General features: G+C 36.1%; 21 protein-coding genes. All 21 read left to right on the top strand.

The genetic code is table 11. The annotated features are described in order from the left end of the window. The first annotated feature begins 75 nt into the window (after positions 1-75). The 21 genes from tsf to CW357_RS02620 all read left to right on the top strand — a co-directional run bounded on the left by tsf (position 76) and on the right by CW357_RS02620 (position 24,321). Positions 76-960: a translation elongation factor Ts gene (tsf, locus tag CW357_RS02520; protein WP_119414314.1), complete on the top strand. Its 885-nt coding sequence runs from the start codon at positions 76-78 to the stop codon at positions 958-960. Positions 961-1,052: 92 nt separating this feature from the next. Continuing rightward, a complete protein-coding gene (gene pyrH / locus CW357_RS02525) occupies positions 1,053-1,778 on the top strand; it encodes a UMP kinase (protein ID WP_119414315.1) in 726 nt (241 codons plus the stop codon). Next, positions 1,778-2,335, top strand: a complete 558-nt coding sequence (frr, locus tag CW357_RS02530; protein WP_119414316.1) for a ribosome recycling factor — start codon at positions 1,778-1,780, stop codon at positions 2,333-2,335. Before pyrH ends, frr begins: the two co-directional genes overlap by 1 nt. 282 nt (positions 2,336-2,617) lie before the next feature. After that, the gene (locus tag CW357_RS02535; protein ID WP_119414317.1) at positions 2,618-3,403 is read left to right on the top strand and encodes an isoprenyl transferase; all 786 of its coding nucleotides are present in this window, start codon (positions 2,618-2,620) and stop codon (positions 3,401-3,403) included. Between the two features lie 6 nt (positions 3,404-3,409). Continuing rightward, the gene (locus tag CW357_RS02540; protein ID WP_119414318.1) at positions 3,410-4,204 is read left to right on the top strand and encodes a phosphatidate cytidylyltransferase; all 795 of its coding nucleotides are present in this window, start codon (positions 3,410-3,412) and stop codon (positions 4,202-4,204) included. Between the two features lie 14 nt (positions 4,205-4,218). Next, on the top strand, positions 4,219-5,364 hold the full coding sequence (gene dxr / locus CW357_RS02545) for a 1-deoxy-D-xylulose-5-phosphate reductoisomerase (RefSeq protein ID WP_124217263.1): 1,146 nt from the start codon (positions 4,219-4,221) through the stop codon (positions 5,362-5,364). A 40-nt stretch (positions 5,365-5,404) separates the two neighbouring features. After that, positions 5,405-6,664 carry an RIP metalloprotease RseP gene (rseP, locus tag CW357_RS02550; RefSeq protein ID WP_119414320.1) on the top strand — a complete coding sequence of 420 codons (1,260 nt, stop codon included), beginning with the start codon at positions 5,405-5,407 and terminating at the stop codon, positions 6,662-6,664. Between the two features lie 39 nt (positions 6,665-6,703). Then, on the top strand, positions 6,704-8,410 hold the full coding sequence (locus CW357_RS02555) for a proline--tRNA ligase (RefSeq protein ID WP_119414321.1): 1,707 nt from the start codon (positions 6,704-6,706) through the stop codon (positions 8,408-8,410). 121 nt (positions 8,411-8,531) lie between these two features. Continuing rightward, positions 8,532-12,866 (top strand): PolC-type DNA polymerase III, encoded by a 4,335-nt coding sequence (locus CW357_RS02560; protein ID WP_119414322.1) that lies wholly within the window; start codon positions 8,532-8,534, stop codon positions 12,864-12,866. 129 nt (positions 12,867-12,995) lie between these two features. Then, on the top strand, positions 12,996-13,478 hold the full coding sequence (rimP, locus tag CW357_RS02565; RefSeq protein ID WP_119414323.1) for a ribosome maturation factor RimP: 483 nt from the start codon (positions 12,996-12,998) through the stop codon (positions 13,476-13,478). Between the two features lie 20 nt (positions 13,479-13,498). Then, entirely contained in the window at positions 13,499-14,644 is a 1,146-nt protein-coding gene (gene nusA / locus CW357_RS02570) for a transcription termination factor NusA (RefSeq protein WP_119414324.1), read from the top strand. A 74-nt stretch (positions 14,645-14,718) separates the two neighbouring features. Further along, entirely contained in the window at positions 14,719-14,997 is a 279-nt protein-coding gene (gene rnpM, locus CW357_RS02575) for an RNase P modulator RnpM (protein ID WP_119414325.1), read from the top strand. After that, positions 14,994-15,305, top strand: a complete 312-nt coding sequence (locus tag CW357_RS02580; protein WP_119414326.1) for a YlxQ family RNA-binding protein — start codon at positions 14,994-14,996, stop codon at positions 15,303-15,305. Before rnpM ends, CW357_RS02580 begins: the two co-directional genes overlap by 4 nt. A 14-nt stretch (positions 15,306-15,319) precedes the next feature. Continuing rightward, positions 15,320-17,593 (top strand): translation initiation factor IF-2, encoded by a 2,274-nt coding sequence (gene infB, locus CW357_RS02585; protein ID WP_124217264.1) that lies wholly within the window; start codon positions 15,320-15,322, stop codon positions 17,591-17,593. Next, entirely contained in the window at positions 17,593-17,871 is a 279-nt protein-coding gene (locus CW357_RS02590; RefSeq protein WP_124217265.1) for a DUF503 domain-containing protein, read from the top strand. Before infB ends, CW357_RS02590 begins: the two co-directional genes overlap by 1 nt. Before the next feature lie 19 nt (positions 17,872-17,890). Further along, positions 17,891-18,241: a 30S ribosome-binding factor RbfA gene (rbfA, locus tag CW357_RS02595; RefSeq protein WP_119414329.1), complete on the top strand. Its 351-nt coding sequence runs from the start codon at positions 17,891-17,893 to the stop codon at positions 18,239-18,241. Between the two features lie 120 nt (positions 18,242-18,361). Then, positions 18,362-19,276 carry a tRNA pseudouridine(55) synthase TruB gene (truB, locus tag CW357_RS02600; protein WP_119414330.1) on the top strand — a complete coding sequence of 305 codons (915 nt, stop codon included), beginning with the start codon at positions 18,362-18,364 and terminating at the stop codon, positions 19,274-19,276. 11 nt (positions 19,277-19,287) lie between these two features. Next, on the top strand, positions 19,288-20,235 hold the full coding sequence (locus CW357_RS02605; RefSeq protein WP_119414331.1) for a bifunctional riboflavin kinase/FAD synthetase: 948 nt from the start codon (positions 19,288-19,290) through the stop codon (positions 20,233-20,235). A gap of 161 nt (positions 20,236-20,396) precedes the next feature. After that, positions 20,397-20,666, top strand: coding sequence for a 30S ribosomal protein S15 (gene rpsO, locus CW357_RS02610; protein ID WP_119414332.1), 270 nt, complete (start codon positions 20,397-20,399; stop codon positions 20,664-20,666). Between the two features lie 206 nt (positions 20,667-20,872). After that, positions 20,873-22,981, top strand: coding sequence for a polyribonucleotide nucleotidyltransferase (gene pnp, locus CW357_RS02615; RefSeq protein ID WP_119414333.1), 2,109 nt, complete (start codon positions 20,873-20,875; stop codon positions 22,979-22,981). A gap of 110 nt (positions 22,982-23,091) precedes the next feature. Further along, positions 23,092-24,321 (top strand): M16 family metallopeptidase, encoded by a 1,230-nt coding sequence (locus tag CW357_RS02620; RefSeq protein ID WP_124217266.1) that lies wholly within the window; start codon positions 23,092-23,094, stop codon positions 24,319-24,321. Positions 24,322-24,395 lie beyond the last annotated feature (74 nt).

Here is a 24,395-nt window from a genome sequence, read left to right on the forward strand (position 1 = left end):
TAAGCGGCTAAACCCTCTTATCACCTTTTTTTGAGAATAATTAATTTCATATAGTATTTAAAGGAGGAACTATCAATGGCAGTAACTGCAAAAATGGTTAAAGAATTACGTGAAAAAACTGGTGCTGGTATGATGGATTGTAAAAAAGCATTAGTAAAAACTGATGGAGATATGGAAGCAGCAGTAGATTTCCTACGTGAAAAAGGTTTAGCTGCAGCTGGTAAAAAAGCTGACCGTATCGCAGCAGAAGGTACAACATTCATCGAAGTGAAAGGTAATGACGCAGTACTTTTAGAAGTAAATGCTGAAACTGACTTCGTTGCTAAAAACGAAGGTTTCCAAACTTTAGTTAAAGAATTAGCAGATCACCTATTAGCTTCAAAACCAGCTACATTAGAAGAAGCTTTAGAATCTAAAATGGACAATGGTGCGAAAGTTTCTGAACATATTTCTTCAGCAATCGCAACAATTGGTGAAAAAATCACTCTTCGTCGTTTTACTGTAGCTTCAAAAACTGATGCTGATGCATTTGGTTCTTACCTTCACATGGGTGGACGTATTGGTGTACTAGCTGTAGTTGAAGGTACTACTGATGAAGAAGTTGCTAAAGATGTTGCAATGCACATCGCAGCTTTAAACCCTAAATATATCGCTCACGATCAAGTTTCTGAAGAAGAAGTTGCTCACGAACGTAAAGTTTTAACTGAACAAGCATTAAACGAAGGCAAACCAGAAAACATTGTTGCTAAAATGGTTGAAGGTCGTCTACGTAAATACTTCGAAGAAATTTGTGTTCTTGACCAAGCATTTGTTAAAAACCCAGATCAAAAAGTTGGCGACTATGTTAAAGCAGCAGGCGCTAAACTTACTTCATTCGTACGTTATGAAGTAGGCGAAGGTATTGAAAAACGTGAAGATAACTTTGCTGAAGAAGTTATGAGCCAAGTTAAAGGTAAATAATAGAGATTTATTGAATATTTATATATAAAATGTAGGGAGCACAACTTTTCGTGTTCCCTCTTTTTAAAGAAAAAAGCATGATGGAGGTTCCAATGAGTATGCCACAGTACAAAAGAGTAGTCATTAAGCTGAGTGGAGAAGCACTTGCTGGAGAAGAAGGCTTTGGCTTATCACCTAAAATTGTAAAATCAGTAGCAGAACAAGTTAAAGAAGTTGTTGACCTAGGAGTTGAAGTAGCGCTAGTTGTCGGCGGTGGTAACATTTGGAGAGGTAAAATTGGTGCTGAAATGGGTATGGAACGCGCTAACGCGGACTATATGGGCATGTTAGCAACAGTGATGAATGCATTAGCTCTTCAAGATTCACTTGAAAATTTAGGTGTACCAACTCGTGTTCAATCATCAATCGTTATGACACAAGTTGCTGAACCTTATATTCGAAGAAAAGCAGTACGTCATCTTGAGAAAAAACGTGTTGTAATCTTCGCAGCTGGTACAGGTAACCCATACTTCTCTACAGATACAACAGCAGCTTTACGTGCAGCTGAAATCAATGCAGATGTCATATTAATGGCTAAAAATAACGTAGATGGCGTATACTCTGCAGACCCTAAAACTAATGCAGATGCAGTAAAATATGATAATCTAACATACTTAGAAGTAATTCAACAAGGATTACAGGTTATGGATTCAACAGCATCCACATTATGTATGGATAATGATATTCCATTAATCGTATTCTCAATTACAGAAAACGGTAATATTAAACGCGCCGTATTAGGCGAAACTATCGGAACAGTAGTTAGGAGGAATTCATAATGTCACAAGAAATTATGAAAAAAGCTGAAGAAAAAATGACGAAAGCAATTCAAGCATTTACTCGCGCATTAGCATCTATTCGTGCTGGCCGAGCAAATGCATCATTACTAGATCATGTTAGTGTCGATTACTATGGCGCACCAACACCAATCAATCAATTGGCTGGTATCTCTATTCCAGAAGCTCGTCTTTTAGTAATCCAACCATACGACAAAACAATTTTAGGCGATATTGAAAAAGCATTACTTAAATCAGATATCGGTATTACACCAACAAATGATGGTAATGTTATTCGCTTAACTATTCCTGCACTAACTGAAGAACGTCGTAAAGAACTTGTTAAGCAAGTGAAAAAAGAAGCAGAAGAAGCAAAAGTTGTTGTACGTAATGTACGTCGCGATACTAATGATGAATATAAAAAATTAGAAAAAGCTGGCGAAATTACAGAAGACGATTTACGTGGATTTTCAGATGATATCCAAAAACTAACTGACGCTAATATTGTTAAACTTGATCAAATTGCAAAAGAAAAAGAAAACGAAATTATGTCTGTTTAATTTTTAGATAGTACATTGAAAAGACTTTCTGTATAGAAAGTTGTCCGATTATTCGACTACTAAAGGTAAAATGTCTTGGTGAAAGAGTTGATTGGACCATACTATTTAAAGCCTGAAATTAATTGCGATTAGTCGTAATTATTTTTTAGAACCTTGTGTTTTGTAAGACGTCCTATAACTACAGGGACGTCTTTTTTATTAAGAATAAGGAAAAAAGTTCTTCTTTTTGATATGATATTAGGGAGTATATGTTCCGATTTGTTAGTTAGTGGAGGATTCTAAATGTTAGATAAACTCGGATGGAGAAAATCAGATAAACTAGACCAATCAGTGCAAAAACAAATTGAAAAAATTGGTAAACAACAAGTGCCCAACCATATTGCAATTATTATGGATGGTAACGGACGTTGGGCAAAGCAACGTGCCCTTCCGCGATTTGTCGGTCATAGGGAAGGTATGCATAATATCCGCCGAATTACAATTGCTGCAAATGCAATTGGGATAAAGGCCATTACACTTTATGCTTTTTCGACAGAGAATTGGAAGCGACCATCTACTGAGGTAGAATTTTTGATGCGTTTACCGGAAGAGTTTTTGGCAGACTTTTTACCAGAGCTGATGGAATTGAATATTCGTGTCGAAATGATTGGTGAAATGGATGGCTTACCTCAAAGTACAAGCCGTGCAGTTCAAAATGCAATTGAAAAGACCAAAGATAATTCAGGAATGGTGTTGAATTTTGCCTTTAATTACGGAAGTCGCCGAGAGATGGTACTTGCTGTGCAACAGATTGCTGAAATGGTTCAAGATGGATTGCTAGAACCGACTGCAATAACAGAAGAAACAATTTCAGAAAAACTAATGACTTCAAAAATTGGAGACCCAGATTTGCTTATCCGCACAAGTGGCGAATTTCGATTAAGTAATTTCTTATTATGGCAGCTTGCTTATACAGAGTTTTGGTTTACGAATGTACACTGGCCAGAGTTTAAAGCTGAACAATTATATGAGGCAGTAATCGATTATCAAAAGCGCAATCGCCGATTTGGGGGATTGAAAGGAGAATAAGAAAGAGTGAAACAGCGTATCATTACGGCAGTTATTGCCGCTGCACTGTTTATTCCATTCGTTATCTATGGACAATTACCATTTACCATTTTGATATATGCAATGGCAGCAGTAGGGTTATTTGAAGTGTTGAAAATGAGAGGGATTTCGTTATTTTCGGTGCCAGGAATCATTTCATTATTATCATTATTTATAATATTAATGCCGAATAGTTGGTCAGAACAGATTCAGGATATTACGAAATATTCTAGAATTGAGTATCTATTTATATGTGCAATATTATTGCTTATATATACTGTTTTAGTGAAAAATAAATTTACATTTGATGATGTAGGTTTCTTATTAGCAAGTGCTCTATATGTAGGGATTGGTTTTCACTTCTTTATCGCTACAAGAGAGGAAGGCTTAGCGTATGTTGTATACGCTTTAGTGATAGTATGGACAACCGATTCAGGAGCATATTTCATTGGTCGAAAACTAGGGAGAAATAAATTGTGGCCCGAAATTTCACCTAAAAAGACGATTGAAGGATTTGTTGGAGGAATTGTAGTTGCATTAATCTCAGCAATTATATTCCAATGGATTGCTAATTTGGATATATCATGGATTGCTTTAATTGTAGTATCAATTGTGGCTTCAATATTTGGACAATTAGGCGATTTAGTAGAATCAGCTATTAAACGTCATTATGGTGTAAAAGATTCTGGAAAAATACTTCCAGGTCATGGTGGGATATTAGATCGTTTTGATAGTCTATTATTTGTATTACCATTACTTTACTTTTTGCACTTTATTGGATAAGGGAGATCTTTTAAATGAAATTAATTAGCTTACTTGGAGCAACAGGCTCTATTGGCTTACAAACATTAGATATTGTTAGAGACCACTCAGATGAGTTTGCAATCGTAGCATTTGCAGCTGGTAAAAATATCGAAAGAACAAAGGAAATTATTCGAGAATTTAAACCTAAGTTAGTATCTGTGCAATTAGAAGAAGATGCACATAATCTATCTAAAGAGTTCCCACAAATCGATTTTACTTTTGGTTCTAAGGGATTAGTGGATGTAGCTACTTTTAGCGAGTCAAATGTTTTGTTAAATGCAGTTCTAGGAAGTATTGGTCTTGAAGCAACATTAGCAGCGATTCGTAAAAAGAAAGCTATTGCCATTGCAAATAAAGAAACTCTTGTGACTGCTGGACATTTAGTCATGAGTGAAGCAAAAAAATACGGAGCACCGATTTTACCAGTTGATAGTGAACATTCAGCTCTTTGGCAATCAATGCAAGGTGAAAATCGTAAATCCATATCTCGTTTAATCTTAACTGCTTCAGGTGGTAGTTTCCGCGACAAAACACGTGAGGATTTAAAAAATGTCACCATTAAAGAAGCATTAAATCATCCAAACTGGTCTATGGGTGCTAAAATTACCATTGACTCTGCAACTTTGATGAATAAAGGGTTAGAAGTCATTGAGGCAGCAGTATTATATGATATGCCTTATGATAAAATAGATGTTTTAATCCATAGAGAAAGCATTATTCACTCTATGGTTGAATATCATGATACAAGTATAATGGCTCAACTAGGAACGCCGGATATGCGTACACCTATTCAATATGCACTTAGCTATCCTGAAAGATTACCACGATCTACTGCGGAAAGATTAGATTTAGCAAAAATAGGCCAATTACATTTTGAACATGTAGATTTAAAACGTTTCCGTTGTTTAGATTTTGCTTATCATGCAGGAAGAATGGGTGGTACAATTTTAACGGTGATGAATGCAGCAAATGAAGCTGCAGTCGGTGCTTTTTTGCAAGAAAAAATTAAATTCCTTGAAATTGAGGACATTATCGAAAAAATGATGAACGATCACGTCAATATTCAGCACCCAGATTTAGAAACTATTTTGCATGTTGATAAAGAAACGAGAAAAACAGTCCAAAGCATGCTAAAATAGCAGTAGTGTCATTTTATAATGCTTGAGAAGGTGGGGTTACATGCAATCTATCATTGCATTTATCGTAGTATTCGGTTCCATCGTATTTTTCCATGAACTAGGTCACTTCATCTTTGCAAAACGTTCAGGTATATTAGTGAGAGAATTTGCTATTGGTATGGGTCCTAAAATATTAGGGATTAACAAAGGCGAAACACTATATACGATACGTTTATTGCCATTGGGAGGCTATGTTCGCATGGCAGGAGACGATGCTGATGTGGTTGAGCTTCAACCCGGGTATCGAATCGGAATGTTGTTAAACAATCAAAACGAAGTTACAAAAATTGTTTTAAATCAAAATAAGCAATTACCTGATATGCTTTTTTTAGAAGTAGAAAAGGCAGACCTTCAGAAAGATTTATGGATTGAAGGATATGACGAGGATGAAAAACTTGTCCGTTACAGCATAGCTCGCAATGCAGTTATTGAAGAGAATGGTAGTGAATTAATAATTGCGCCATATGACAGACAGTTTAATTCGAAATCTGTTGGAAAACGCGCAATGACTATTTTTGCAGGTCCATTATTTAACTTTATCCTTTCAATCATTGTGTTTATCGTCATAGCTTTCATGACTGGAGTACCAACATATGAACCGGTTATTGCGGGAGTTGTAAAAGATAGTCCTGCATCAACTGCTGGATTAGCAAAAGGCGATTTAGTAACTGCAATCAATGGTAAATCGATTGAAACATGGCAGGAACTATCAGATGCTATTCAAAAAAATCCTGAAAAAGAGTTAACACTGAACATTAACCGAGATGGTGATAGTGATACTGTAAAAGTAACGCCAACAAAGAAGAAAATTGATGGACAAACTATAGGACAAATTGGTGTTCAATATCAAAGTCCCGTTGAAAAAAGTCCATTGAAGGCTATCTCATTTGGTTTTACCGAAACATATAATTGGATTATTAAAATCTTTACAATTCTTGGTGCTTTAATCACTGGCGGATTTACAATTGATGCATTATCTGGTCCTGTTGGTATTTATAAGGCAACTGAAGAAGTTGCAAAATACGGTGTGATCAATATTATGAATTGGGCGGCAGTATTAAGTATTAACTTAGGAATAATGAATCTATTACCATTACCAGCATTGGATGGTGGTCGATTATTATTCTTTGGATTCGAGGCTGTTCGTGGTAAACCAGTTGATCGCCAAAAAGAAGGAATGGTTCATTTTGTTGGAATTGTCCTTTTAATGCTTCTCATGATTGCAGTAACATGGAATGATATCCAACGTTTCTTCTTTTAATCTAAAAAATTTAATATAGCTCAAAGTGAGGTTTTTATAATGAAACAAAGCAAAACATTTATCCCTACTTTGCGCGAAGTACCTGCTGATGCAGACGTTAAGTCTCATCAGCTCTTATTACGTGCAGGTTTTATCCGTCAAAATACAAGTGGTGTATATTCATACTTACCTCTAGGTATAAAAGTGTTACAAAAAATAGAACAAATTGTTCGTGAAGAAATGGATGCAGCTGGAGCTGTTGAATTACTAATGCCATCATTGCAACAAGCAGAATTATGGCAAGAATCCGGACGTTGGGAAGCCTATGGTCCAGAGTTAATGCGATTATCTGATCGCCATGACCGTCAATTTGCGCTTGGTCCAACACACGAAGAAGTTATTACATCATTAGTACGTGATGAGATTAAATCTTATAAAAAATTACCATTAACTTTATATCAAATTCAAACTAAATTCCGAGATGAAAAACGTCCTCGTTTTGGCTTATTACGTGGTCGTGAATTTGTGATGAAAGATGCTTATTCTTTCCATGCGAGTGTAGAAAGCTTAGATGAAACATACCAAGCTATGGTAAAAGCATATAATAACATCTTTACTCGTCTTGGCTTAAAATTCCGTGCAGTTATTGCAGATTCTGGTTCAATTGGTGGTACTGATACACATGAATTTATGGTGTTATCAGAAATTGGTGAAGATACAATTGCGTATTCTGATGAAACAGACTATGCAGCTAATATCGAAATGGCTGAAGTAAACGTAGATTATACTCATTCAGGTGAAGAAATGAAAGCACTTGAAAAGGTAGCTACACCAGATCAAAAATCAATTGACGAAATTACTGATTTCCTAAATGTGAAAGCTGAACAATGCATTAAAACATTAGTATTTAATGTTGATGATGAATTAGTTGTTGTGCTTGCACGTGGTGATCATGAAATCAATGATATTAAACTAAAACATGCACTAAATGCAGAATCTGTTGAATTAGCTGAAGATGATGCTATTTTCAAATTACTAAATAGCCATGTAGGCTCACTTGGTCCAGTGAAACTACCAGTTAATGTGAAAGTAATAGCTGACAATGCTATTAAATCAATTCGCAATGGTGTATGCGGTGCAAACGAAGATGGTTATCATTATGTAAATGTTAACCCTGGAAGAGACTTTGCTATTGACCGATATGAAGATTTAAGATTTGTACAAGTTGGTGATCCAACTCCAGACGGCAAAGGAACGATTAAATTTGCAGAAGGTATTGAAGTTGGACATGTCTTCAAATTAGGCACTAAATATAGTGAATCTATGAAAGCAACTTACTTAGATGAAAATGGTCGTGCAAAACCATTTATCATGGGATGTTATGGAATTGGTGTTTCTCGTGTAATGGCAGCAGTTGCAGAGCAATTCCAAGATAGCTACGGATTTGCTTGGCCAAAACAAATAGCACCATATGATATTCATTTAATCTCTGTCAATGAAAAAGACGAAGCTCAAAAAGGCTTAACAGAAGATTTATACAAACTACTACAATCATATCGCTATGAAGTTTTATATGATGATCGTAAAGAACGTGCAGGCGTTAAATTTGCAGATGCCGATTTAATCGGTTTACCAGTTCGAGTAACAGTTGGTAAAAAAGCTTCTGAAGGAATTGTTGAAGTGAAATTCCGACAAACAGGAGAAACTTTTGAATGGGCGAAAGAAGAACTAGTTGATCGTTTAAATAACTTTTTTCACGCTGAATAATATTTGCGATTAAAACAAGTTCTTTTAGAGGAGAAAGTACATTTGTGCTTTCTTTTCTTTATTTAAAAAAGTAAAAGAAGAAGCTTGTTAAAATAGAAAATTTAAGAAAGTAGGTGGAAAGATGGCAAACGAACAAGATTCAAAACTAAAATTTCAGCTTTTATTACAACAAATCAACATGACTGAAGATGTATATATGCCCTTTTTTACAGATGCTGAAATGACACGCATGACTGTACACAAAAAGGATCGTGTTTGGCGCTTTTCATTGAAATTACAAAATATATTACCTTTTAGAGTATTTCAAGATTTTCAAATGAGGTTAGATGCGGCATTTTCACGAATTGCAAGTGTATTTGTTGATATAGAAACTATTCAACAAGACATATCTGAACAGCTAATCTCTGATTATTGGCTCAAGATTGTTGAGGATATTGAAGAAATGTCCCCACCATTAAGAGAAGAGTTAGCAAAACAATTCCCACAATGGAACGGTCAAAAACTAATGCTGAATTGTCAACAAGATTTTCAAATGAGGACATTGAAGACGAAATATGCTGAAGTTATTTCAAATGCTTATAAACAATTTGGTTTTCCGTATATGGCTGTTGACTTTCAATTAAAAGAAATAACAGAAGACTTAGCTGCCCAACAACAAGCATTCCTCGAACAACGCCGAAAAGAAGAAGCTGAATTTGCACAGCAAGCAGTAATGGATATGCAAAAACGAGAACAGGAAAAACAAGAGCATACAGATTTAGATGAAATAGCAAATCGTCCATTCCAATTGGGGATTCCTATCAAACCAGATGAAGCCTTGATGGAAATTCATCAAATCCAAGATGAAGAACGTCGTGTTGTCATTGAAGGGTTTGTATTTGATGCTGAAGTGAAAGAGTTAAGAAGTGGACGTTCATTATTAACGCTCAAATTAACTGACTACACGGACTCTATTTTAGTCAAAATGTTTTCTCGAGATAAAGAAGATGCAGCACTTATGCAAATGGCTAAAAAGGGTATGTGGGTAAAAGTACGTGGTTCTGTTCAAAATGATACTTTTGTACGCGATCTTATCGTAATGGCACAAGATATAATGGAGATTAAACCAACAGTCAAACTGGACAAAGCTCCTGATGATGAAAAACGTGTGGAGCTACATCTACATTCACCAATGAGTCAAATGGATGCTGTATCATCTGTCGATTCTCTTGTAGGTCAAGCGGCTAAATGGGGACACCCAGCAATAGCCATTACCGATCATGCTGCCGTCCAATCCTTCCCAGATGCATATAATGCAGGCAAAAAACATGGGATAAAAATTATTTATGGTGTAGAAGCAAACTTGGTTAACGATGGAGTGCCAATTGCTTATGATGATCAACATCGATTACTTGAAGAAGATACATTTGTCGTATTCGACGTGGAAACAACAGGATTATCAGCAGCATATGATACGATTATTGAACTTGCAGCAGTAAAGATTAAGAACGGAGAAGTTATTGATACATTTGAAAGTTTTGCTAATCCGCATCATCCACTCTCTGCAACTACAATAGAATTAACGAGCATAACGGATGATATGGTCAAAGATGCTCCAGAAGTAGTCGATATGATTGCGAAATTCCATGATTTTATTGGCGATAGTATTGTTGTAGCGCATAACGCAACGTTTGATATTGGTTTCTTATATGAGGCATATAAAAAAGCAGGAATAGATAGTTTTCATCATCCTGTTATTGATACACTTGAACTTGCCCGTTTTTTACATCCGGAGATGAAAAATCACCGTTTAAATACTTTATGTAAAAAGTTCAATATTGATTTAACTCAACATCACCGTGCCATTTATGATACTGAAGCGACAGGTTATCTATTATTGCATTTATTAAAAGAAGCCGATGAACACGATATAAAATATCATGATGATTTTAATAAGCATATAGGTGGAGGAGATGCTTATAAAAGAGCTCGTCCAACACACTGTACTATTTTAGCTATTGATAATGATGGTTTAAAGAACTTGTTTAAGTTAGTAAGTGAATCACATGTATCAACTTTTTACAGAGTACCTCGGATTAAACGTTCCTCTTTACAAAAATATCGACAAGGATTATTAGTGGGAACAGCTTGTGATAAAGGTGAGTTTTTCACGGCAGTTATGCAAAAGTCGATGGATGAAGCAATGGAAGTTGCTAAATTCTATGATTATTTAGAAGTACATCCAAAAGACGTTTATGCACCATTAATTGAGGCTGAGTTGATCAGAGATGAATGGAATTTAGAAGATATCATTCGAAAAATCGTGAAAATCGGAAAGAAATTGGACAAACCAGTTGTTGCAACAGGAAATGTACACTATTTAAGTGAAAATGATGCGATATTCCGCAAGATCCTACTACGTTCACAAGGTGGGGCTAATCCATTAAATCGCTACGAACTACCAAAAGTTCACTTAAGAACAACAGACGAAATGCTCCAAGATTTTGCGTTTTTAGGTGATGATATAGCGAAAGAAATCGTTGTTACTAATACACAAAAAATAGCCAACATGATTGGTGACGTGGTACCAGTAAAAGACAAATTATATACACCTCGTATTCAAGGGGCAGAAGAAACTGTTCGTGAAATGAGTTATAATATGGCTCATCAAATTTACGGACCTAATCTTCCAGAAATTGTAGAAGCGCGTCTTGAAAAAGAACTAGGATCAATTATTGGACATGGTTTCTCAGTTATTTATTTAATCGCACATAAGCTTGTAAAAAAATCGTTAAGTGATGGTTATTTGGTAGGTTCGCGTGGTTCTGTAGGTTCGTCGCTTGTTGCCACAATGATGGAAATCACAGAAGTAAACGCATTACCGCCACATTATATTTGTCCAAATTGCCAACATGTTGAATTCTTTAATGATGGTTCTGTAGGTTCAGGATTTGACTTACCTAACAAAGATTGTCCTGAATGTGGTGCACATTACAAAAAAGATGGACATGATATTCCGTTCGAAACATTCCTAGGGTTCAAAGGGGATAAAGTTCCTGATATCGACTTAAACTTTAGTGGTAGTTATCAACCTCGTGCACATAACTACACGAAAGTTTTGTTCGGAGAGGATTATGCATATCGTGCCGGAACTATAGGTACAGTTGCAGAGAAAACCGCCTATGGCTATGTAAAAGGATATGCTGCAGATCATAATATGAATCTTCGTGGTGCAGAGGTGGATCGACTTGTACAAGGTTGTACAGGCGTAAAACGAACTACTGGTCAGCATCCAGGTGGTATTATCGTTGTACCAGATTATATGGATATTTACGATTTTTCACCATTCCAATACCCAGCAGATGCACAAGATGCCGAGTGGCGAACAACACACTTCGATTTCCACTCTATTCATGATAATGTTTTAAAACTTGATATTCTTGGACATGATGACCCGACAGTAATTCGTATGCTTCTAGATTTAACAGGTATTGATCCTAAAACAATTCCAACAGACGATCCAGAAGTGATGAAAATTTTCACTGGTCCTGAATCTCTAGGAGTTACAGCTGAACAAATTAATTGTAAAACAGGTACTCTTGGAATACCTGAGTTTGGTACAAGATTTGTACGTCAAATGTTAGAAGAAACTAAACCATCCACTTTCTCAGAATTAGTTCAAATTTCAGGCTTATCACATGGTACGGATGTTTGGTTAGGAAATGCAAGTGAGTTAATCGAAAATGGAACTTGTGTTTTATCTGAAGTTATCGGTTGTCGTGATGATATTATGGTTTATTTAATCTATCAAGGACTTGAACCATCTTTAGCGTTTAAAATTATGGAACATGTTCGTAAAGGGAAAGGGCTAACAGAAGAAATGGAAGCAGCCATGAGAAAAGAAAGCGTTCCAGAATGGTATATTGAGTCATGTAAAAAGATAAAATATATGTTCCCGAAAGCCCATGCTGCTGCCTATGTATTAATGGCTGTTCGTATCGCATACTTTAAAGTACATTTCCCGATTGTATATTATTGTGCTTATTTTACTGTACGTGCTGATGATTTTGATTTAATAGCTATGGTCAATGGTCCACAAATGATTCGTGCGCATATTGAAGAAATTGAAGCGAAAGGTTTAGAAGCATCAACAAAAGAAAAAAGTTTGTTGACTGTTTTAGAGTTAGCGCTTGAAATGTGCGAACGTGGAATGTCATTCCAAAAGGTAGATTTGTATCGTTCTAAAGCAACTGAATTTGTAATTGATGGTCAGAGCTTAATACCACCATTTAACTCAATACCAGGTTTAGGAAATAACGTAGCATATTCGATTGTAAAAGCTAGAGAAGAAGGAGAATTCCTTTCTAAAGAAGATTTACAAATTCGAGGCCGCGTTTCAAAATCATTGATAGAGTATATGGATAAATTAGGTTGTTTAGAAGGAATGCCAGATGCTAACCAGCTATCCCTTTTCTAGGGTTAGTTGCATTTGCTACTCGATTGTGTTATTATTTAGTCAATTATTTGTTGATAGTACGACAGCAAAAGAGTGGGATTTCCCGCTCTTTTCTGTTGTTATGACAACTTAGTAAGGCAGGAGGATTGTATGAGCAAAGTTACAACTGAAGTAGAACAACTCGTAACACCAATTGTAGAAAGCTTGAATCTTGAGTTAGTTGAAGTAGAATTTGTCAAAGAAGGTCGTGATTGGTTTCTACGCGTTTATGTGGATACTCCTGAAGGAAGCATTGACATTGAACAATGCGCACAAGTAAGTGAATTATTAAGTGTTAAATTGGATGAAGTTGATCCAATTGAACAAAATTATTTTCTTGAAGTCTCCTCTCCAGGAGCAGAACGTCCACTTAAAAAAGATGCAGATTTTGAAAAGTCAATCGGTCAATTTGTGCATATTAAATCATATGAAGCCATTAATGGCATGAAAGAATTTGAAGGGTATTTAAAATCGTATACAGACCAAGGCGCTGAGCTAGCTGTACAGATTAAAACAAGAAAAATTACAGTTCTAATACCGAAAGATAAAATTGCAAAAGCTCGCTTAGCAATCGATTTTTCAGCAGAACGTTAACTTTAGGAGTGAAATAGTCAATGAGTAAGGAATTAGTCGGTGCTCTTAATGCACTTGAAGCGAAAGGTATCTCAAAAGAGGTTATCGTCGAAGCAATTGAGGCAGCACTTATTAATGCATATAAAAAGAATTATAACCAAGCAGCAAATGTCCGCGTAGACTTAAATTTAGAACGAGGTACAATGCATTTATACTCTCGTAAAGATGTTGTTGATGAAGTGGATGATGAACGTCTACAAATTTCTTTAGAAGAAGCGAAAAAAATCAACCCTAATTATGAAATAGGCGATATCGTGGAAGAAGAAGAAACACCTCGTAACTTTGGTCGTATTGCTGCTACAACTGCAAAACAAATTGTTACACAACGCTTCCGTGAAGCTGAACGTGGTATTGTGTACGAAGAATATGTAGACCGTGCAGATGACATTATTAATGGTGTTGTAGAACGCTTAGATCCTCGTAACATTTATGTAGGAATTGGTAAAATTGAAGCGGTTCTTCCTCAAAACGAACAAATTCCTGGTGAAGTATATAAACCACATGATCGTATCAAAGTTTATATTACGAAAGTTGAACGAACTTCACGTGGACCACAAGTATTTGTTTCAAGAACTCATCCAGGCTTACTACGTCGTCTATTTGAACTTGAAGTACCAGAAATCTTCGAAGGTGTTGTAGAAATCAAATCTATCGCTCGTGAAGCTGGAGATCGCTCTAAAATTTCTGTATTAGCTCATAATGAAGAAGTAGATCCAGTTGGATCATGTGTAGGTGCAAAAGGTGCACGTGTTCAAGCAATTGTCAATGAATTACACGATGAAAAGATTGATATCGTGGAATGGTCAGAAGACCCTGTTGTATTTGTAGCCAATGCGTTAAGCCCTTCTCAAGTACTAGATGTACAAGTGAACGAAGAAGAAAAGTCAACAACAGTTGTTGTACCAGATTATCAATTATCACTTGCAATTGGTAAACGCGGTCAAAATGCAAGACTTGCTGCAAAACTTACTGGTTGGAAAATCGATATTAAAAGTGAAACAGATGCTACAGAGTTAGGAATTTATCCTCGCCAAGAAGCACAAACTGATGTTTATAAAGATATCGATGAAGAAAATGATAATAACGAAGATGTAATAGTGGACTTATATAAAGACGACGAAGAATAAGAAGAGTGAAAATAATTAGTAGGATTTTATATCCTATTCATTAACTCTTAACGCCAGAAGAAAGGTGAGTTCTGATGCCGATCAATCGTAAAGTACCTTTAAGAAAATGTATCGCAACAGGAGAAATGCTTCCCAAAAAAGAAATGATTCGTGTTGTCCGTTCGAAAGAGGGAGAAGTAACAGTTGATTTAACAGGTAAAAAATCTGGCCGTGGTGCATACGTTTCAAAATCTGAAAATGCAATTAAAATGGCAAAAGAAAGAAATATCTTTGAACGTCAACTTGAAGTGAAAATTCCTGATGAAGTATTTGATGATTTATTGGCAATCGTTCGTAAGGAACAAAAGGCATGAATCAACAACAAGCAATTTTTAATTTATTGGGTTTAGCAGCTCGTGCACGAAAAATCGTTACCGGAGAAGAACAAGTTATTAAAGAAGTCCGAGGACAAAACGCAAAACTTGTGATTTTATCTACGGATGCTTCGAAAAATACACGAAAAAAAATGCAAGATAAATGTAATTCTTTTAACGTTGAGCTACATGAGTTTGCAACAAGAGATTTTCTCGGACACGCTATTGGTAGGGAGGCGAGAGTTTCCGTAGCTATTATGGACAGTGGATTTGCTAAAAAGCTGTCTGAGCTACTCAACGAAATCTAACCGGGGGTGAATGCATGACAAAATTACGAGTTCATGAATATGCGAAACAAGTAAATAAGTCAAGTAAAGAAGTTATAGAACAATTATCAAAGCTCCATATTGACGTAAAGAATCATATGTCAATGTTAGAAAAAGACGCAATAGGCAAATTGGATGGTATATTTTCAAAGAAAAAGAGTAATCATACCACTCAACAAAAAAGTGAACAAAAGGGACAGCCAGGAACTCGTCCTGTAGCAAGAAAAAATAGTCCTGCTCAAACAAAACAAATAAATACCCAAGGAAGTACCATGAATAATAATTCGACCTCAAAAGATCATTCAAAACCAAAAAATAATTCTAATAATAATAATAATAATCAAAGTCATTCGAAAAATAGTAACAATAACCAAAATCGCGGTGGACGAAACGGAAATGCTCAAGGTGGCAATCGTAACTTCAACCAAAGAAGAAAACCGGGCATTCATGGCGGACAACGTCGTAAAAACCGTCCGCAACCAGCTCCACAACCTGCAGTTAAAAAAGAATTACCAGAAAAAATTACTTTCTTTGAATCTTTATCAGTTGGCGAATTAGCAAAAAAATTAGGTCGTGAACCTTCTGAAATTATTAAAAAATTATTTATGCTTGGTGTAATGGCAACGATTAACCAAGAATTGGATCAAGATGCCATCGAACTAATTTGTGCTGATTACGGTGTTGAAGTAGAAGAAGAAGTACGTATAGATATTACAGATTTAGATACTTATTTTGAAGAAGACGAAAATGAAGACCAAGATAATCTTCAAGAACGTCCACCAGTTGTAACAATTATGGGACACGTTGACCATGGTAAAACAACATTACTTGATTCTATTCGTAATACAAAAGTAACTGAAGGAGAAGCCGGTGGTATTACACAACATATCGGTGCTTATCAAGTTGTTGTAAAAGGTAAGAAAATCACTTTCCTAGATACACCAGGACACGCAGCATTTACAACAATGCGTGCACGTGGAGCCAAAATTACAGATTTAACAATTTTAGTTGTTGCTGCTGATGATGGTGTTATGCCTCAAACAATTGAAGCGATTAACCATGCAAAAGCTGCTGAAGTTCCAATTATTGTAGCGGTAAACAAAATGGATAAACCTACTGCAAACCCTGACCGTGTTATGCAAGAATTAACTGAACATGGACTAATTCCTGAGGATTGGGGTGGCGATACAATCTTTGTACCAATTTCAGCACTTACAGGTGATGGAATCGATCAATTACTTGAAATGATTTTGCTAGTTTCTGAAGTAGGAGAACTAAAAGCAAATCCTAAACGTCGTGCATTAGGTTCAGTTATTGAGGCACAATTAGATAAAGGACGCGGTTCCGTTGCTACATTATTAGTACAAAACGGTACATTAAACGTTGGTGATCCTATTGTAGTAGGTCATACATACGGTCGTGTCCGCGCGATGGTCAATGACTTGGGTCGACGTGTAAAATCTGCTGGTCCATCAACACCAGTTGAAATTACTGGTTTAAATGAAGTGCCTCAAGCAGGCGATCGATTCGTTGTTTTTGAAGATGAAAAAACAGCTCGTCAAGTTGGTGAAGCTCGTGAATCTACTGCAATTCAAGCTCAACGTTCAGAAAAACAACGTGTAACATTAGATAACTTGTTTGAACAAATGAAACAAGGCGATATGAAAGAGTTAAATCTAATCGTAAAAGCTGATGTACAAGGTACTGTTGAAGCAATGGCAGCTTCATTGATGAAAATTGATGTAGAAGGCGTAAATGTAAAAATCATTCACACGGGTGCTGGTGCAATTACTGAATCAGATATCGCACTTGCAGCAGCTTCAAATGCAATTGTAATTGGATTCAATGTACGACCTGATATTAATGCAAAACGCGCTGCTGAAGCAGAAGGTGTAGATATTCGCCTTCACAAAATCATTTATAAAGTAATCGAAGAAATTGAATCTGCGATGAAAGGTCTACTTGATCCTGAATTCGAAGAAAAAGTAATTGGTTCTGCAGAAATTCGTGAAACATTTAAAGTTTCAAAAGTGGGTACAATTGCTGGTGGTTATGTCACTGAAGGTAAGTTAACACGTGATAGTGGCGTTCGTGTCATCCGTGATGGTATTGTTGTCTTTGAAGGGGAATTAGATTCCTTAAAACGTTTCAAGGACGATGCCAAAGAAGTGGCAAAAGGATACGAATGTGGCTTTACCGTTAAAGACTACAACGATATTAAAGTTGGAGACGAAATTGAAGCATTTATTATGGAAGAGATTAAACGCTAATGATCGTTTATGCAGAGTGTGAATTTATCATCCCTTCTGCGCATTCGCTAAAAGAGAAAAGAGCTGTATTACAACGTATGATTACTCGTACAAAACAAAAATACAATGTCTCTATAGCGGAAATTGATCATCAAGATGTTTGGCAAAGAACGCTCTTAGCACTTGTTTCTGTTGCTTCTACCCAACAAGCGGCTGAAAAAGAACTGAAACGCGCAATTGCCTTTTTAGAATCTTATCCCGAATGGCAATGTCTCAATATACATCAAGAGTTTTTATAGAAATTGAGGTGAAACGATTATGTCAATGCGCTCTAACCGTGTTGCAGAACAAATGAAAAAAGAACTTGCGGATATCATTAGCCGAAAGTTAAAAGATCCAAGAGTAGGATTTGTTACTGTAACAGACGTAGATGTGACTGGTGACTTACAACAAGCAACTGTATATATTACTTGCTTAGGTACTGAAAGAGAACGTCAAGATACTATGAAAGGTCTTGAAAAAGCAAAAGGCTTTATTCGTTCTGAAATTAGCCATCGTATTCGTTTACGAATTACACCCGAAATTTCATTTGAGTTTGACTCATCTGTTGAGTACGGTAATCGAATTGACACATTGTTACGTCAACTTAACGATTCACAAGAGCAATAATCGAAAAAGCCTGCAGATTCATTTTTTGCAGGCTTTTTCTAATATAATTATCGAAGACAACATCTCTTAAATTAGAGTGTTTAACTTTAAAGTATTTTATAAGTAAAGGTGTGAACATTCATGCAGCACGGTATTCTTCCATTATGGAAAGAACGAGGTATGACTTCTCATGATTGCGTATTTAAAATACGTAAAATCTTACATACCAAAAAAGTAGGCCATACAGGAACATTAGATCCTGGTGTTGAAGGCATATTGCCTATTTGTATAGGTAATGCTACAAGACTAGCTGAATATCTAACTGATGCTGGAAAAGAGTATGAAGCAATCATCGAGATTGGGACAACTACCACAACAGAAGATGCGGAAGGTGAAGTTGTAGAGGAAGATTCAACAGAGAAGCATATTACTCGTGAGCAACTATTAAATGCGCTAAACTCATTAACAGGGGTAATTTCTCAGACGCCGCCTATGTTTTCGGCAGTTAAAGTAAATGGACGCAAATTATATGAATATGCTCGACAAGGAGAGACAGTTGAACGTCCTACACGTCAAATAACAATCTATTCTTTACAATTACTAGATGATCGTCAAGATTATTTTGGAAAGACAATTACTTTCCCTGTTCGCATTGCTTGTAGTAAAGGAACCTATATTCGAACATTAGCTGTTCAAATAGGTGAGGCTCTAGGCTATCCTGCGCATATGGCCTCTTTAGTACGCACAAAATCTGGTACATTTACAAAAGAGGATTGTGTCACATTAGCTCAATTGCAGGAATTAATGGAAAATGGTCAGTTAAACGAATGTATTAAGCCATTAGAATATGCATTAATAGATTACCCTCAGTTTGAAATTACAGCGGAAAATCATAAGAAAATTATAAATGGTCAAGTATTACCAATGCATCCTTCTCTTGAAGAACATGATAAAATAGTTTATATGGAAAATGACAAAGCGGTTGCTGTCTATGTAAAGCATCCGGAGAAAAAGGGACTTATGAAACCAGAAAAAATGTTCCCTAAAGTTGATTAGGAGGCAGTCGCATGAAAGTTATTCAACTGATGTACCCTTATCAAATCAGTTCAGATAAAATCGAGGGCCCATATTCTTTAGCAATTGGATTCTTCGATGGGGTTCATCGTGGGCACCAAGCTGTTATTAAACAAGCAAAGAAACAAGCAGAGCAAAAAAATTTAAAATTAGCCGTTATGACGTTTGATCCACATCCATCGATTGTGTTAGGACAACGTAAGGAACAGGTATTTTATATTACGCCTTTAAAACAAAAATTAGAAATACTAGAAGAACTTGAAGTAGATACTGTGTTTGTTGTCCGATTTACTTCTGACTTTGCTAAGTTAAGTCCACAACAATTTGTTGATATATTTATTCGCAATTTAACGATTAAACATGTTACAGCAGGATTCGACTTTACATTTGGTGCAATGGGACGTGGTACGATGAAGGATTTACATGAAATGAGTAATGGAGATTACGAAGTATCTATAGTTGAAAAACAGCAACAGGATTCTGATAAGATTAGTTCAACACGTATCCGACATGCCTTAAAAGAAGGAGATATGGAGTTAGTACGTGAACTTCTTGGAAGACCTTATCAAATTCCTGGTATCGTAGTACACGGAGATAAACGTGGCCGTCAAATTGGCTTTCCAACTGCGAATGTACAAGAAGCTGAAGGAACATTCATCCCTGCTATTGGCGTATACGCTGTAAGATTACAAGTGCAAAATGAATGGCATGATGGCGTATGTAATGTAGGGTATAAACCAACATTTAAAAATCCTGATGAAAAGAATTTAACTATTGAAGTATTTATTAATAACTTTGATAAGAATATCTACGGTGAAGAAGTTAAAGTGGATTGGTATAAATATCTTCGTGGCGAGAAAAAATTTGATGGGATAGATTCATTAAAGGCACAAATTGAATTAGATAAAGAAAGTGCAATGGAATATTTAAGTCATTGCTAATTCACTTAACCAATTAAATATAGTTGCATGAGCATCATCTTTATGTTAATATTTTTAAAGTGATTTGTTTGCGCATATCACTAAACCTTTACTTGGCACATCGAATCACCAACGTGTTGCTCAGTAATTGGGGATATTTCAATTTTTAGGAGGTGAATAGGATGGCACTAACAAAAGAACGTAAAAACGAAATCATTGCTGAATTCCGTACACACGAAAGTGATACTGGTTCACCAGAAGTTCAAATCGCTGTCCTTACGGAAGAGATTAACAACTTAAACGAACATTTACGTGTTCACAAAAAAGACCACCACTCTCGTCGCGGTTTATTCAAAATGGTTGGACGTCGTCGTAACTTATTAAAATATTTACGTGAAAATGACGTACCACGTTACCGTGAAATCATTACAAAACTCGGCTTACGTCGATAAAATGCACTTTTGTGAAAGCGGGCTTGTCCCGCTTTTTCTTTATGCTTCTATAATTCCATCTATAAATACAACCTCCTAGATCCTAATAGAAGTTGAATTTAGAGAAATGTTTCGCAATGCATAATAATTTTTGATAAACTACAAGTAACTACATAACATAAATATATATGTCATTAGGTTTTCTTTTTAAGAGAGGAGTTCAATACATGGACGAAAAAAAGGTTTTTACCTATGAATGGGCAGGACGACCTTTACAAATTGAAGTTGGTCAGCTCGCAAAACAAGCTAATGGGGCGGTTATGGTTCGTTATGGAGAATCGGCTGTATTATGTAATGCAACGATGTCTAAACAACCTAAACAAGCAGATTTCTTCCCATTAACAGTTAACTATGAAGAAAAATTATATGCTGCTGGTAAAATTCCAGGAGGCTTTATCAAACGTGAAGGACGTCCTTCTGAGAAAGCAATATTAACATCTCGATTAATTGACCGTCCAATTCGTCCTCTTTTCCCGGACGGATTCCGTAACGAAGTACAAGTAATCTCTATGGTAATGTCAGCAGATGCTGATTGTAGTACTGAAATGGCAGCAATGCTTGGATCATCATTAGCGCTTATGGTATCTGACATTCCATTTGATGGACCAATTGCTGGCGTTCAAGTAGGTATGATTAATGACGAATTCATTGTGAACCCTACAGTTGAACAATGGAAAGACTCTGTCATCAATTTGACAGTTGCAGGTACAAAAGATGCGATTAATATGGTTGAAGCCGGTGCGTTAGAAGTACCAGAAGAAACTATGCTTGAAGCAATCATGTTCGGTCATGAAGAAATCAAAAAATTGATCGCATTCCAAGAAAAAGTAACTGCTGAAGCTGGTAAAGAAAAAATCGAAGTAGTTCTTCATGAATTAGATCCAGAACTAACTGCATCTATTACTTCTGAATATGAAGAAAAAATGAATGCAGCTATCCAAACTCACGAAAAACATGCTCGTGATGAAGCAATTGAAGCTGTTAAAGCAGAAGTTGTAGCGAAATTTGAAGAACAAGAAGCAGACGAAGATACTTTAAAACAAGTAAATCAAATTTTAGATAAAATGGTAAAAGAAGAAGTGCGTCGTTTAATCACAGAAGAAAAAATCCGCCCTGATGGCCGTAAATTGGATGAAATTCGTCCATTATCTTCTGAAGTAGGCTTACTACCACGTGCTCATGGTTCAGGCTTATTCACTCGTGGACAAACTCAAGCGTTATCTATTTGTACTTTAGGCGCATTAAGCGACGTACAAATTATTGATGGTCTTGGAGTTGAAGAGTCTAAACGATTCATGCACCATTATAACTTCCCACAATTCTCTGTAGGTGAAACTGGTCCAATTCGTGCACCAGGTCGTCGTGAAATTGGTCATGGTGCTCTAGGTGAACGTGCATTATCAGCAATTATTCCAGATGAAAAAGACTTCCCTTACACTATTCGTTGTGTATCTGAAGTGTTGGAATCTAATGGATCTACTTCACAAGCAAGTATTTGTGGCTCATGTCTTGCACTTATGGATGCAGGTGTTCCAATTAAAGCGCCTGTAGCTGGTATTGCAATGGGACTTGTCAAAAAAGGCGATTATTATTCAATCTTAACAGATATCCAAGGTATGGAAGATCACCTTGGTGATATGGACTTTAAAGTAGCAGGTACTGCTAAAGGTGTAACTGCACTTCAAATGGATATTAAAATTGATGGACTTTCTCGTGAAATTCTCCATGAAGCTTTAGTTCAAGCAAAACGTGGTCGTATGATTATTCTCGATTCAATGCTTGCAACACTTTCTGGCCCAAGAGAACATCTTTCAAAATATGCACCAAAAATCAAAAGTATTCATATTAATCCAGATAAAATCCGCGATGTTATCGGACCTGGTGGTAAACAAATCAATAAAATTATCGAAGAAACTGGCGTGAAGATTGATACTGAACAAGATGGTACTATTTTCATCTCATCTTCAGATGAAGAAATGATTACACGTGCAAAAGGCATCATTGAAAATATTGTTCGCGAAGCAAAAGTTGGCGAATACTATATGGGTAAAGTAAAACGTATTGAAAAATTCGGCGCATTCCTTGAAATTTTCCCAGGAAAAGACGGTTTACTTCACATTTCTGAAATTCAAGAAGAACGTACAAAAGCTGTGGAAGATGTATTGAAAATTGACGATGAATTATTAGTAAAAGTCATCGAAATCGATCGCCAAGGTCGCGTTAATTTATCTCGTAAAGCAGTGCTTAAAGAAGAAAAAGAACGTCAAGAAAAATAATAGCGGAAATATTATAGCTATCGCATCATCATTACAAAATAAAATCACGAGGTTGCCAGTAATAGAACTCTACTACTGCAGCCTCGTTTTTACATTAAGGAGGATATTACATGGTAAAAAAATATACATGTCCAAACGGTGTACGTATTTTAGTGGAAAAGTTACCCTATGTGCGTTCTGTATCAATGGGGATTTGGGTCAATGTTGGATCTGGAAACGAAAGCCCAGAAGAAAATGGGCTTACCCATTTTATCGAACATATGCTATTTAAAGGTACATATAGTAGAACAGCTAAAGAAATTGCAGAATCCTTTGATCGAATTGGAGGACAATTAAATGCTTTTACATCGAAAGAAAATACTTGCTATTATGCAGTGACGCTTGATCATCATGCTGAGGAAGCCATTACAATATTAGCAGATATGTTCTTCCATTCGAAATTTACTGATGCGGATATTGAAAAAGAACGACAAGTTATTTTTGAAGAGATGGCAATGGTGGAAGATACACCTGATGATGATGTAGATGAACGCCTCTGGAATACTATGTATCCTAATCATCCAATAGGCGCACCAATACTTGGAACAGAAGAAACGTTAGAAACATTTACGAAAGAAAAGATTGAATCTTATATGTACGAAAATTACACGCCAGATAAAGTTGTAATTTCTGTTGCGGGAAATGTATCAGATGATCTAGTCAATAAAATCATCTCTTTATTTGACCAATTTCAAAACAAAAGCCATCATTCGAAAGTTCTTAAAGCGCCACCTGTATTTAGAGCAGGGAATATAGAAAAAGAAAGTAATACAGAGCAATCACATATAGCGATTGGATTTGAAGGTTTAACAGTAAAAGATCCGGATTTAGTAAGCTTACTAGTCGTAAACAATATTTTAGGTGATACAACATCCTCTAGATTATTTCAGCAAATTCGAGAGGAGCAAGCATTAGCATACTCCATTTTCTCTTATTATTCTGCATATGAACATGCAGGTGCTTTTATGATTTATGGGGGGACTTCACCAGAAAAACTTACGGTGCTTGAGGAAACAATACTAAAAATTACAGAGAAGATGGTAAAAGACGGAGTATCACCAATCGAAATACAGTATGCTAAAGAACAGTTAGAAAGTAATTTATTATTAGGGCTCGAAACATCAAATGACTTTATGAATCGCAACGCTAAAAACGAGCTGCTTTATGGTGAAGAAAAAACTGTAGAGCAAACGTTAAAAGAGTTATATGCAGTAGATGAAGAAAGTGTAAATCGTGTGATACAAAGGCTTTTAACAAAACCATTTGCTCGATCAGTTATTCAACCAGCTAAGGGGATATAAGAATTATCTCCTTAGCTTTTTTTATGCACGGGAAAAGCTTCGACTTCATACACTGTTAATACGGGAAAAAGGAG

The sequence above is a fragment of the Rummeliibacillus sp. TYF005 genome, assembly GCF_003844195.1.
In the GTDB taxonomy this organism is placed as follows: domain Bacteria; phylum Bacillota; class Bacilli; order Bacillales_A; family Planococcaceae; genus Rummeliibacillus.